This is a genomic window from Thiopseudomonas denitrificans (assembly GCF_002866065.1).
Classification (GTDB): Bacteria; Pseudomonadota; Gammaproteobacteria; order Pseudomonadales; family Pseudomonadaceae; genus Thiopseudomonas; species Thiopseudomonas denitrificans.
This window is the reverse complement of record NZ_LNJZ01000006.1, coordinates 22,194-35,729: the sequence shown is the minus strand read 5'-3', so window position 1 is coordinate 35,729 and position 13,536 is coordinate 22,194. Positions and strand designations below refer to the sequence as shown.

Annotated in this window: 8 protein-coding genes; 5 read left to right on the top strand and 3 right to left on the bottom strand. The window is 60.1% G+C overall.

The annotated features are described in order from the left end of the window. Positions 1–212 precede the first annotated feature (212 nt). The 3 genes from nfuA (at position 213) to AR306_RS05380 (ending at position 1,557) form a co-directional block, all read left to right on the top strand. Positions 213–797: a Fe-S biogenesis protein NfuA gene (gene nfuA / locus AR306_RS05390; RefSeq protein ID WP_101496542.1), complete on the top strand. Its 585-nt coding sequence runs from the start codon at positions 213–215 to the stop codon at positions 795–797. Between the two features lie 99 nt (positions 798–896). Next, the gene (locus AR306_RS05385) at positions 897–1,181 is read left to right on the top strand and encodes an integration host factor subunit beta (protein WP_101496541.1); all 285 of its coding nucleotides are present in this window, start codon (positions 897–899) and stop codon (positions 1,179–1,181) included. Positions 1,182–1,218: 37 nt separating this feature from the next. Further along, a complete protein-coding gene (locus AR306_RS05380) occupies positions 1,219–1,557 on the top strand; it encodes a lipopolysaccharide assembly protein LapA domain-containing protein (RefSeq protein WP_101496540.1) in 339 nt (112 codons plus the stop codon). 100 nt (positions 1,558–1,657) lie between these two features. Here AR306_RS05380 and AR306_RS05375 read toward each other — a convergent pair whose 3' ends face one another. From AR306_RS05375 to AR306_RS05365, 3 genes are all read right to left on the bottom strand, one after another. Next, entirely contained in the window at positions 1,658–2,989 is a 1,332-nt protein-coding gene (locus AR306_RS05375; protein ID WP_101496539.1) for a deoxyguanosinetriphosphate triphosphohydrolase, read from the bottom strand. A gap of 160 nt (positions 2,990–3,149) precedes the next feature. After that, positions 3,150–4,439, bottom strand: a complete 1,290-nt coding sequence (locus AR306_RS05370; RefSeq protein WP_101496538.1) for an OprD family porin — start codon at positions 4,437–4,439, stop codon at positions 3,150–3,152. A 249-nt stretch (positions 4,440–4,688) separates the two neighbouring features. Beyond that, on the bottom strand, positions 4,689–5,981 hold the full coding sequence (locus tag AR306_RS05365) for an OprD family porin (protein WP_101496537.1): 1,293 nt from the start codon (positions 5,979–5,981) through the stop codon (positions 4,689–4,691). 404 nt (positions 5,982–6,385) lie between these two features. On the opposite strand from AR306_RS05365, the gene recC reads away from it, so the two are divergent. Then, entirely contained in the window at positions 6,386–9,907 is a 3,522-nt protein-coding gene (gene recC / locus AR306_RS05360; RefSeq protein WP_101496536.1) for an exodeoxyribonuclease V subunit gamma, read from the top strand. Further along, complete coding sequence (gene recB / locus AR306_RS05355; protein ID WP_101496535.1) at positions 9,904–13,509, top strand: exodeoxyribonuclease V subunit beta; 3,606 nt, start codon at positions 9,904–9,906, stop codon at positions 13,507–13,509. The genes recC and recB overlap by 4 nt, the downstream gene beginning before the upstream one ends. Positions 13,510–13,536: the final 27 nt, after the last annotated feature.

The following is a 13,536-nucleotide window of genomic DNA, read 5'->3' as shown; positions in this document are numbered from 1 at the left end:
TGTCCTTGTGAACTCTCCGGGATTGGTTGCCGGATTCAAACAGCGACCCGGCGGTCATGCAAGCTAGACCAAGGAGCTAAAGGCTCAGGGCGATTTGGCTGGGCAATTAAATGGACCTGGCCCCTTTTATTTGTAATACCCGAGCTGTGGGCTTGGTCTTTATTTTTTCCGTAAAGTTGCGTACACTGCCCGCATTCTTGCGAGGAGCAATCATGAGCGTTATCACCATTACCGAAGCAGCACAAACATACCTGGCCGACTTGCTGAGCAAACAGAACACCCCCGGCATTGGCGTGCGTATTTTTATCACCCAGCCCGGCACTCCTTACGCGGAAACCTGCCTGGCCTACTGCAAGCCCGATGATCAGAACCCCGAGGACGAAGTCATCGGTTATGCCGAGTTCACGGCCTGGATCGATCGGCCGAGCATTCCCTTTTTGGCTGAGGCCGTGGTTGATTTCTCGACCGACCGCATGGGTGGCCAGCTGACCATCAAGGCACCCAACGCCAAGCTGCCGATGGTCAACGAGGACAGCCCGCTGGAAGACAAGGTCAACTACTACATCCAGACCGAAATCAACCCCGGTCTGGCCAGTCATGGTGGTCAGGTCAGCCTGGTGGATATCGATAACGGCATTGCCATTTTGCGCTTTGGTGGTGGCTGTCAGGGCTGCGGCCAGGCCGACCTGACGCTGAAGGAAGGAATCGAGCGCACCCTGTGCGAGCGGATTCCCGAAATAAAAGGCGTACGTGATGTCACCGACCACAGTTTCCGGGATAACGCCTATTACCAATAAATCGGGCTTTTCCTTTTATAAATAAGTGTTTACCTTGAGCGCAAACTGTGCAAGGATTTGCGGGTCCATATCTGATCACCCGGAGACAAGGGGCATTTAATGACAAAATCAGAACTCGTCGAACGCATCGCCAGCCGCTATGATCAGCTGCCGGTGCGTGATATCGAGCTGGCGGTGAAAACCCTGCTGGAGCAGATGACCGAGACCCTGGCCGAAGGAGGCCGGATCGAGGTCAGGGGGTTTGGCAGCTTTACCCTGAATTACCGTGCGCCACGCATGGGTCGCAACCCTAAAACCGGCGAGCCGGTCGAGCTGGAGGCCAAGTACGTACCGCACTTCAAGCCCGGCAAGGAATTGCGTGACAGGGTCAATGGTGAAAGTTAGCCGGTTTCTCAGTCAGTTCTGAATCAAGGGGATTGTAATGCGAAAAGTCAGACGTGCCTTTATAGCCTTGGTCTGCCTGTTGCTGGCGGTGGTGGTGTTATTGTTCACCCTGGAGAACAAGCAACAGGTCGAGCTGGGCTTTCTCGGCTACAGCAGCCCGGCCTTGCCACTGGCCTTTACCATTCTCGCCGGCTTTGTTGCCGGCGCCTTCTTTGCCGGCCTGACCTTCTGGCTGCCGCTGGGCCACTACAAGCGCAAAACGGCAAAACAGGCGAAAAAGCTGATGCAGCTGCAGGAGCAGCTGGAACAGGCGCAAGCAGTACAGGCTGAAAAGGAAAAAACCACCGGAGTGGTGGTGGCCGACAGCGCCGCCTGATTGCCGGCAGGGTACAGTCTTCAAGCAGAAGCGGATTGATGTGTCGTCACGGCCTGAACAGGCTAGGCTGCAGATCAATCCGCTTTTGCGTTCAGGCGGCTCAGGTCGGGCTGGAGCGACCGGTCATTTCCCTGGCCATCTGGGTGGCGTAGTTGTCCGTCATGCCGCCAATGTAGTCGATCACCCGCAAAAATGACTGATACAGCGTCCAGCCTTTTTGTGGTGCGCTGTTGCCGAGCAGATCGAAAATGCGCTGGTTCTTGAATGACAGCGGCTGGCCACTGTGGAACTCCAGTACCGCGCCGCAGAAGGCATTGAGCAGGATTTCCAGCGTGGTATAGGCGCCGATCTCGTGCAGGGTCTTGCGCTTGTCTTGAAAGATTTTCTCCCGCGCCAGCTGTTTGGCCTTGAGAATGCAGGAGCGGGCCGGGTCGCGCATGTGGTGCACCAGGTCTCCGGGCAGGCTGCCGGCCAGCAGCAGCTCCTGTTGCTCGACAAAGGCATGGGCGGCGGCAAAGGTCAGGTGCTCGATTGCCTTGCCGCGCAGAATGGCCAGCTTGCGCCGGCGCGAGTCATTTGGCCCGAGCTGGCGATAGGTTTCGGGCAAGTCATCGCCGACCAGGTCAAGCAGCAGCTGTTCAACTTCACTGTAATCCAGCAGATCCATTTCCACGCCGTCTTCCAGGTCGATCAGCCCGTAACAGATGTCATCAGCAGCCTCGACCAGATACACCAGCGGATGACGCGCCCAGCGCTGGCGGTCAAGCTGTGGCAGGCCGAGTTTTTCGGTGATGCTTTCCAGCAGGTGCAGTTCGTTCTGGTAACAGCCGAACTTGTTCAGCTTGAACAGGCCCTGGCTGGCGTATTGGGCTGTCCAGGGGTACTTGAGGAAAGCACCGAGCGTGGCGTGAGTCAGGCGCATGCCGCCGTCAAACTGGTGGTATTCCAGCTGGGTCAGCACCCGAAAGCCCTGGGCGTTGCCTTCGAAATTGAGAAAATCCGCTTGCTGCGCTTCATCCATGCCGTCCAGCCAGCCCTTGTCGCGGGCCTGGCGGAACCAGTGGCAGATGGCGTCCTCGCCGGAATGGCCAAAGGGCGGGTTGCCGATGTCGTGGGCCAGACAGGCCGACTGCACGATCATGCCCAGGTCGCTGGTTTCGCTCCAGGCCGGCAGCTCGTCACGCAGCATCTCGGCCACGATCATGCCCAGCGAACGGCCAACACAGCTGACTTCCAGTGAGTGGGTCAGGCGGGTATGGATCAGGTCGTTGCTGGATACCGGGTGTACCTGGGTCTTGCGACCCAGCCGGCGAAAGGCACCGGAGAAAATCACCCGGTCATGATCCTTGTGAAAGGGGCTGCGGCCGATCTCGTCCGGGCTGGTGGCGATTTTGCCCAGGCGTTCGCGGGTGAGTAGCTGGTTCCAGTCCATGATGCTTCCTGTGGTGTGAGGTGCAGGTAAGAAGGCATTCTAGCGCGAAACCGGCCCGTGACTACCAGACATGAGCGATTATGCTTTCACGGGGCAGCAGCAGGGGGCCAAAATAGACAAACCCGCCGGAGCGGGTTTGTCTGTTATTGCAGGCCGCGAATCAAATCAGCGGCAGGGTGTAGGTCAGGATCAGGCGGTTTTCATCCGTGCTCTTGGTCACGTTGGAGCGGATGGTGGAGTTTCTCCAGCGTACGCTGAAGTTTTTCAGTGCGCCTTCCTGGAATGCATAGGTCACGTCCAGGTCACGCTCCCACTCGCGGCCTTCGGATTTGTTGGCACCCAGATCGGCACCGGTACCCTTGACATAGCGGTTGAACATGGTCAGGCCGGGAATGCCCAGGCCGGCAAAGTTGTAGTCATGACGGATCTGCCAGGACTTTTCGTCCTTGGCGGCAAAGTCGCGGTTGGCAACATAGTTGGCCAGGAACGGGTCGGTGCCGGCAACAAAGGCGTAACCGGTATCACCGGTCATTTTCTGGTAGCCCAGGCCCAGCTTGTTGAAACCGAAGCTATAGGTAACCATGCCGGAGAAAGCCTTGTTGTCTATGTTGGTACGACCATCGTCCCTGGAGCGGGCAGCACGCAGGTCGGTACGCAACGAGCGCTTGTCGCCCAGGTTCCAGTTGTGTACGCCGTTGATCAGATGCTGCTTGTACAGGTTATCCAGACGGGAGAAAGAGTAACCGGCGGACAGGCTGTCGGTGAACTGGTAGTTCAGGTGGGCCATGTCAAAGGCGTTAGAGGTGGTTTTGCCCTTGATGGTGATACCTTTGCTTTGCCCTCCACGCTGGTCCAGACCCATGCGTTCATGATTGGTGGATGCGCGGTTGTTGACCTTGTCCAGATGCATCAGGTTGAGGGTCAATCCGGCAATTTCCTTGCTGGTCAGCAGGCCGCCGGTAAAGGTTTGTGGTAGCAGGCGACCTTCCAGGTTGGCCTGGATGGCCGGGAAGCGCGGCATCAGGCCGCCGATTTTCAGTTCGGTTTCCGAGGCCTTGAATTTGGCCGTGGCTGCCAGCTTGGTGAATTCACGGTCAGAGTGGGTGCCATTTTTTCGCTGGGGAAACATGTCCGGACTACGGTTATGGCCGCCATCGAGGCGCAAGGCCAGGGCGCCGAATACATCAACACCAACACCAACGGTGCCTTCGGTGTAGCCGGACTGGTAGCGCAGGATGATGCCCTGGCCCCATTCCTGTTTGGTCTTGTTGCCGCCGAGCTTGCCCGCACCGTCGTTATGACGGGTGTCCTGATTCATGTAGAAGTTGCGAAATTCCAGGCTGGCTTTGCTGTCTTCAAGAAAAGCGGCAGACGCCATGGATGGAACGGCCGCAAACAGGCTGGTCAGGCTTGCGCAGGCAATGGCTTTGGCCAGTGGGGTGGTCTTCATTCGGCAGTCTCCTTGGGGTCATAAGCCTTACTAATGATGGGCATACTATAGTATAGGTTGGCGTGTGGCAAACCACCGGAGTTCCCGCGGATACTGCCGCCAGGCTGTAGGGTGCGAAGGATTTGTCTGCAGTAAAAAAGATGTCAGCACTGGCTGCTGGCAGGAAATATGTCGCTGTATATAAAAATATATAGGCCAAAATGCACAAACCCGCCAGAAGGCGGGTTTGTGGTTCCAGAGATGTAGGGATTACATCAGGGGAATGGTGTAGCTAACGATCAGACGGTTTTCGTCGATTTTTCTGGGAGCAACGTCAGAACGAAGAGTAGCGTTGCGCCACTTGATACCCAGACCTTTCAGGGTGCCGTCTTGGAAGACGTAGCCGATATCGGTATCACGCTCCCATTCGCTTCCGCGTGATTTGTTAGCGCCCATGTAGATGTTGGTACCACGTATGTAGCGAGTCATCAGAGTCAAACCTGGTACGCCTACACTTGCAAAGTCGTGGATGAAGCGAGCCTGCCAGGACTTCTCATCGGTGGCGGCAAAGTCACGAATCTGAACGTAGTTAGCCAGGAACGGGTCAGTTTCAGCAATGTAGGCATAGCCAGTATCGCCGGACATTTTCTGATAACCCAGAGCAAAATTGCTATGGCCAAGTTTGTAGCTTAGCAGGCCAGAAATTGCTTTGTTATCAATGTTGCTTTTGCCGTCATCGTTAGTTTTGGCGTAACGTACATCGGCGGTCAGAGACTGGCCGTCAGTGATCGGCAGAGTGTAGACACCGTTCAGAATGTGCTGTTTGTAGACATTGTTTAGGTTGCCGTAGTGATAAGCGGTTTTCAGGCCAGTATCACCCCAATTGTAGCTAATGCTACCAAAGTCGAACTTGCTGGTTGCGTTTTTGCTCAGATTAACAGCCTTTCCAGCTTTTCCTGCATTTTTGTCAACAGCAGTGCCTTGCCCGATTGTCGCATAGATATGCTGACGATCGGTGGAGTTGCGCTGGTTGACACGGTTCAGGCGACCCAGATCAACGGTCAGATTGTTGATTTCTTGGCTGTTGACGTGCACGCCGGTGAAGGTTTGTGGCAGCAGGCGGGAGTCGCCAGCAGATACGGTTGGCAGCTTCGGCATCAGAGTGCCTGCTTTCAGCGTGCTGTTGGACAGCTTGGCCTTGAAGGTGGCGCCTAGTTCGCCATAGCTGCTTGGTGCGCGGCCATCGTCATGACGTGGCAGCAAGGCGGTATTAGAAGTACCTTTGCCGCTGTCCAGTTTGAAGCCAGCAAAGCCCATGGCATCAACACCTACACCCACGGTGCCTTCGGTGTAGCCGGATTCAAAGCGGAACAGGAAGCCTTGCGCCCACTCTTCAGCTTTGCTTTGGGTTGCAGTGTCATGACGGAAATCACGATTCATGTAAAAGTTGCGCAGCTCCAGGCTGGCTTTGCTGTCTTCGATGAAGGCAGCCTGCGCTGGAACGGCCAGAGCCAGACCCAGTGCGCTGAGGCTCACGGTTTGAGCGATTGCTTTCAGTTTCATTAGTTATTATCTCCGGGGGGAAACACAGTTAAGTTGTTGCTGAAATCAAGCGGTTGTACTAGAACACGCACACGCGGCACGAGTCATTTAGACATTGGTCGATTCACGGTAAAAGGTCAAGCTGGTAAGCGCCGCTTTTGCCAGCCGGAACAAATTATTATGTAATAGTTGCCTTTAATCAATTCCGCCAGCTTAATGGATGCTGAATAAGTTGCAGAATCCCCGGCCCCTCCGGTTTTGCAGGTGCCGTGTGCAGCCGCTTGTGGCGGTCCGTCCGTGTTTGCCGATGTAGCGGGCGGGTATCATTTTTACATGCTGAACGATTTGCTGTTGCGGCCGCGCCCGAGGCAAAAAAATCAACTTGGCATGATGTTGTTTAAATATTTTTTCAGGGACATTTATATATGCAGGAACAGGCTTGCCTGACTCCGGGTTTCATGGTGATTCACGCCAACCAGATGGAACAATTGCGCGATGTGCTGGTGTACTGGATGAAGGAGCATCCGCTGCAGCCGCTGGAGCAGGAAGTCATCCTGGTTCAAAGCAATGGCATGGCGCAGTGGCTCAAGCATGCGCTGGCCGGGGAGAACGGGCTGGGCATTGCCGCGTCGATTGGCGTCAGTTTGCCGGCGCGTTTTCTCTGGCACTGCTACCGCAGTGTGCTGACCGATGAGGGGGTTGCCGACAATTCGCCACTGGACAAGGCCAACCTGGTCTGGCGGTTGATGCGGTTGCTGCCGGCCTTGCTTGCCGAGCCGCACTTTGTGCCGCTACGGCGTTTTCTGGCGCAGGATACCGGCCAGCGCAAGCTGTACCAGTTGTGCCAGCGCATTGCCGACATCTTTGACCAGTACCAGGTATACCGGGCCGACTGGCTCACGGACTGGGCCGCCGGCATTGACCGGATAGACGGGCGGGACGGGCTGCTGCAGCTGACGCCCGGCACCGTCGCTACGGATGAGCAGATCCGTCTGCAGACACTGGCCTGGCAGGCTCAATTGTGGCGCAGCCTGTTGCAGGATATCGGCCATGAGGCGCTCAACGGCAGCCGGGCCAGTGTGCATCCGCGCTTTGTGCAGGCGCTGAAAAGCTGCGACGAACGGCCGGCGGGGCTGCCGCGACGGGTGATCGTATTCGGTATTTCCTCGTTGCCGGCGCAAACGCTGGAGGCACTGGCAGCCATGGCGCGTTTCAGCCAGGTGATCCTGTGTGTGCATAACCCTTGCCAGTATTACTGGGGCGATATCGTGGCCGACCGGGACCTGCTGCGCGGCAGCCTGGCCCGTCACCAGCGGCGCAGCGGCATGCCGGCGGAACTGGCTGCCGAAGAGCTGCATCAGCATGCGCATCCGCTGCTGGCGGCCTGGGGCAAGCAGGGGCGGGATTATATTGCCCTGCTGCAAGAGCATGACAACCGCGATAGCTATGCTGCCCATTTTGCCGAGCACCGCCAGCAGGTTGACCTGTTTCACGAAGAACGGCCGGACAGCCTGCTGACCCGGTTGCACAGTGACATTCTCAACTTGCGCCCGCTACGGGAAACCCGCGAGCTGTGGCCGCCAGTCGATGTGGAGCAGGACGAGTCGATCCGTTTTCATAGTGCACACAGCCCGCAGCGCGAAGTGGAAGTGCTGCATGACCAGCTGCTGGACCGTTTTGCCCGGTATCCCGATCTGCAGCCCAGGGACGTGATAGTCATGGTGCCGGACATTGACCGTTATGCCCCCCATATCCAGGCGGTGTTTGGCCAGTTCCGGCCGGGGCAGCCACGTCATTTGCCGTTTGCCGTATCCGATCAGGGCCAGCGCGGGCAGGAACCGCTGCTGATTGCGCTGGAATTGCTGTTGCAGCTGCCGCAACTGCGTGTCACGCGCAGCCATGTGCTGACCTTGCTGGATGTGCCGGCGGTGCGCAGCCGTTTTGGCGTGCGGGCGGATGATCTGCCCTTGCTGCAGCGCTGGCTGGATGGCGCCGGCGTGCGCTGGGGGCTGGATGCCGCTCAGCGTGCATCTTTCGGTCTGCCGCACGGGCTGCAACAGAACACCTGGCTATTTGGTCTGCAGCGCATGCTGGCCGGTTATGCCATGGGCCCGGCCGGCACGCTGGAGGGAATCGAGCCTTATGGCGAGGTCGCCGGGCTGGAAGCGGCAGCGCTGGGGCCTCTGTATCTGCTGTTCCAGGCGCTGTGCCGAGTGGAGCACGAGTTGCGTACGCCCCGTCTGCCGGAACAATGGGGCCGGGTGCTGTATCGTTTGCTGGATGATTTTTTCGCGCCGGACACGCAGGACGAACAGTTGCTGGTTGACCAGTTGCAGAATGCACTGGACAGCTGGCTGCAGGCCTGCCGTGATGCCCGTTTTGGTACCGGCGAGGGTGACGGGCACGAAGCCACTGGCACTCTACCGCTGGATGTGGTGCGTGAAGCCTGGCTTGGCGAACTCGATAACGGGCGTGACAGCCAGCGTTTTCTGGCCGGGGCGATCAATTTCTGCACGCTGATGCCGATGCGCAGTATTCCGTTTCGCATGTTGTGTTTGCTGGGCATGAATGATGGCGACTATCCGCGCATCCAGCCGCCACTGGACTTTGACCTGATGGCCGGCAGTTACCGCCCGGGCGACCGTTCGCGACGCGAGGACGACCGTTACCTGATGCTCGAAGCACTGCTGGCCGCCCGCCAGATGCTGTACATCAGCTGGGTCGGGCGCAACGTGCAGGACAACAGCGAGTGCACGCCGTCGGTGCTGGTGGCGCAGTTGCGTGACCATCTGGCGCAGGGCTGGCAAAGTGTCGACGGCTCCCCGCTGGACGAGGCCCTGACCACGGAGCATGGGCTGCAACCGTTCAGTGCGGCGTATTTCTCCGGACAGGATGCACGGCTGTTCACCCATGCGGCCGAATGGCAGGTGCTGCATGAGCCACTGACGGCAACGGCTGAGAACGGCCCCTTGCCGGCGCTGCAGCAGGACGAGCCGCTGTCGGGCGATGCCCTGTTCCGTTTTGTGCGGCGGCCGGTGCAGCAGTTTTTTGCCCAGCGCTTCAAAGTCTATTTGCGTCACGAAGCGGAAGAAATGCAGGACGATGAGCCCTTTGCGCTGGACGCGCTGGACAGCTATGCGGTGAAAAGCCGGCTGTTACAGGCGGCCGGTACGGGGGGGACGCTGCTGGCCGGCATGCAGGAAGAAGCGGCGCGCATGCAGCGCAGTGGCGAGCTGCCCATGCTGGATTTTGGCCGGCAGCTGGTCGAGCAACTGGTCGAGCCGCTGACCGTGCAGCTTGAACAGTACCGTCAGCGCCTGCAGACACTGGTGGCAGACGAAACGCCACTGTTGCTGGAGGCCGGCGGGCCTTCATTGAGGCTGCAAAGCTGGCTGGGCGGGGTATTCCGGCTGGCGGGCGATACGGGGCAGGCGGCAGTACCGGTGCTGGTCACCGGTGCGCTGCGTGACAGCAAAAAGCAGTGGCGCTGGAGCCGCCTGTTGCGACCCGCGTTCGATCATGTGCTGCTGCACGCGGCCGGCCTGAGTGTCACCACGGACATTTATGGCGAGGACGGCCAGTCACGGCTGAAGCCGATGACGCGGGAACAGGCATGCCGGCAGCTGGACAGCTGGCTGGCGGTTTATCACGAGGGCATGTGCCGGCCGTTGCCGGTGGCCTTTGCCAGCGCCATGGCCTGGCTGGTGCAGGATGCTGCCGGCAAAAGCCCGGAACAGTGCCTGCAGGCGGCGCAAGCGGCCTATGAGGGCGGCTTCCAGTCGGTTGGCGAGCGTGATCGCGAAGCGGTCCTGCAGCGCCAGTTTGCCGATTTTGCCGCCCTGCATGCCGGTGGCGAGTTTGTCAGCCTGGCGCAACAATTGTATAGCTGGCTGGTGCAGCTGGAGCCCGAATTTATTGCCTATCCACAAGAGGAGTATCTGGCATGAGTGCGCCACAGCCCTTGTCGCCGCCCGAGTTTCCCCTGTCCGGCAGCCGGCTGATTGAAGCCAGTGCCGGTACCGGCAAGACCTATACCATCGCTGCGCTCTATGTGCGACTGGTGCTGCAGCATGGCGGTGAGCATGCGTTTCACCGTTTCCTGATGCCACCGGAAATCCTGGTGGTGACCTTTACCGAAGCGGCCACGCGCGAGCTGCGTGACCGTATCCGGGCGCGTCTGGTGGAGGCGGCACGGGTGTTTCGCGGCCAGCAACAGCCGGATGCCTTTTTGGCCCGGTTGCAGGCGGATTATCCGGCGGAGCAATGGCCGGCCTGTGCCTACCGGCTGGACAATGCCGCGCAGTGGATGGATGAAGCGGCGATTCAGACCATCCACGCCTGGTGCCAGCGCATGTTGCGCGAGCATGCCTTTGCCAGTGGCAGCCTGTTTGACCAGGAAGTGCAGGGCAGCCAGGGCCGGTTGTATCTGCAGGTGGTCAGGGATTACTGGCGTCAGCAGTGCTATCCGCTGGCCGCGCCGCAGGTGGAGTGGGTGCGCAAGCACTGGGGGACGCCACAGCTCTTGTGGCAACAGCTGGCGCGCCCGGTGCAGGCCACCGAAGTGGAGCTGCCGGCAGCGGGTGATGGCAGCCTGCAGCTGCTGTTGCAGCAGGGAGGGGAGGAGATGGCCGCACAGCTTGCCGCCATCAAGCAACCCTGGCTGGGCTGGGTAGATGAGCTGGAGCAGCTGGCAATGGCGGCGATCACCGCCAAACAGGTCGATGGGCGCAAGCTGCAGGCCGGCCGGGTGCAGGAATGGCTGCAAAAACTGCGCAACTGGTGCCAGAACCCCGGCGAACTGGATATCGGCCTCAGCGACCCGGCGATCAACCGCCTGACGCCGGACGGCTGGAGCGAGTGCTGGAAAGCGCCACACCTGCCGCCGCAGCATCCGGCGCTGGATGACATGCAGACCCTGCCGGCACGGCTGGCCGCTCTGGCTTCACTGGTGCCGGACCGGGCGCTCTGGCATGCCGCCCGCTGGGTGCGCCAGCGTTTCGCCGAGGAGAAGCAGCAACGGGCCGAGATCGGCTTCAACGACATGCTGCTGAACCTGCAGGCTGCCTTGCACTCGCCCAGGGGCGCGGCACTGGCGGCAATCATCCGGCAGCAGTTTCCGGTGGCGCTGATTGACGAGTTCCAGGACACAGACCCGGTGCAATACGATATTTTCGACCGGGTGTACCGGCTGGAAGAAAACGACGCACATACCGGCCTGTTCCTGATCGGCGACCCCAAACAGGCGATTTACAGCTTTCGTGGTGCCGACATTCATACCTATCTGAAAGCGCGGGCGCATACCAGCGGCCGGCACTACAGTCTGGACACCAACTTCCGTTCGAGCCAGGGCATGGTTGATGCGGTCAACCGGGTGTTTCTGCAGGCCGAGGACAACAGTGGCAGCGGTGCCTTCCTGTTCCGCCAGGCTGATGGTGACAATCCGCTGCCGTTTGTGCCGGTGCGGGCCAATGGCCGCAAGGAGGCGTGGCAGGCGGCTGGTCAGCCGCTGCCGGCATTGACCTTCTGGCGCATGGCTGACCGGGATGATGACAAAGGCTGGAGCAAAGAGGATTACCGGCAACAAATGGCTCAGGTGTGTGCCAGCGAGATCGTGCGCCTGCTCAATGATCCGGGTGCCGGCTATGCTGCAGACGGCAGTCTGCAGCGGCTGGCACCCGGCGACATTGCCGTGCTGGTGCGTGACCGCAACGAGGCGCGGGCAGTGCGCGAGGCGCTGCTGCAGCGGCAAGTGCGCTCGGTCTATCTGTCCGACAAGGATTCGGTATATGCCAGCCGGGAAGCGCAGGATGTACAGTTCTGGCTGGCGGCCTGTTTGCAGCCGGAAGACGAGCGCGCGCTCAAGGCTGCACTGGCCAGTAGCACCCTGGGCCTGAGCCTGGCCGAGCTGGATGCCCTGCAGCAGGACGAGCTGTTGTGGGAGCAGAGTGTGCTGCGCTTCAAGCATTACCAGCAGCTGTGGCAGCAACAGGGTGTGCTGCCGATGCTGCGCCAGCTGCTGCACGACTACAACCTGCCACAACGGCTGCATCAGGCGCTGCAGGGCGAGCGTGCGCTGACCAACCTGCTGCACCTGTCCGAGGTGTTGCAGCAGGCCGCTCGCGAGCTGGACGGCCAGGCGGCGCTGCTGGAGTTCCTGCAGCAGGCCCATGCCGATCCTTCCGGTGTGGCCGAGGAGCAGGTATTGCGTCTGGAAAGTGATGCGGCACTGGTGCGGGTGGTGACCATTCACAAGTCGAAGGGGCTGGAATATCCGCTGGTGTTTTTGCCGTTCATTTGCAGCTACCGCGAAGCCAAAGCGCAAAAGGGCGATCTGGTCAGTGTCGGCGGGGAGCGACGCATGTGCCAGACACCGGACGAGCCCGGCCTGCAGGAAGCGCTGGAGCGTGAACGGCTGGCCGAGGATCTGCGCCTGCTCTACGTCGCGCTGACCCGTTCCCGGCATGCGTGCTGGCTCGGTGTGGCCAACCTGAATCAGGCTTTTGCCGCCAGTGCGATCGGCCATGTGCTGGGTGGCGATCTGGATGGCGGCATTGCACAGCTGGTGGACGGCCAGATTGCCGGCATGGCGGCACCGCTGCCATCGGACGACAGCTGGCAGGCTCCGGCGGACGGCTTTGTGCCGCAGTGTCGCCCGGCCCCGTCGTTGCGGCATGAGCCCTGGTGGATCGCCTCTTACAGTGCGCTGGATGCGCGGGGCGTACATGTGCGGGCGCCCGAGTCGCAAACCGCGCAGGTCCTGCAGGATGACGAGCGGGACGATCCTGCGCCGGATCAGGCGTCCGCTGCGCTGGAGGGCATTCATGCCTTTGCGCGGGGCGCACGGCCAGGCACCTTTTTGCATGTCTTGCTGGAAAAAGCCATGCAGACCGATTGTCTGGAGTCGGCAGCCTTGCGCAGCCGCATGGTGGAGAACCTGTGCCGCCAGCGCGGCTATCCGGGGGATGCGGAGATGCTGGTCGGCTGGCTGGAGACTTTTCTGGCAACCGGCTTCCGGGTCGAGGGCCGGGAAGCGTTCTGCCTGGGTGCGCTGGACGGCTGGCAAAATGAGATGGAGTTCTGGTTTGCCAGTCATCATGTGTCCAGCCGGCAGCTGGATGAGCTGGTGCAGGAGCATGTCTTGCCGGGCCTGCCGCGGCCGGCGTTGTTGCCAACGCAGGTCAACGGCATGTTCAAGGGCTTCATCGACTTGCTGTTTGTGCAGGATGGCCGTTATTACCTGGCGGATTACAAGTCCAACTGGCTGGGCAACACGGCGGCGGCCTATACCGCAGCGGCCATGGATGCCTGCGTGCTCAAGCACCGTTATGACTTGCAATACGCCCTGTACAGCCTGGCGCTGCATCGTTTGCTGCGCAGCCGTCTGCCGGGCTACAGCTACGAGAGGGATGTTGGCGGGGTGGCCTATCTGTTTCTGCGCGGCGTGGAAGGGCGCGAGCAGGGGCTGCACTTTGTCAAGCCGCCACTGGAGCTGATTGAGCGGCTTGATGACCTGTTTTGTCCGGCCGGCAGTGTTGCTACCGCAGGATAAGGGGCGGGTTGTGCGGTTCGGCAGCCG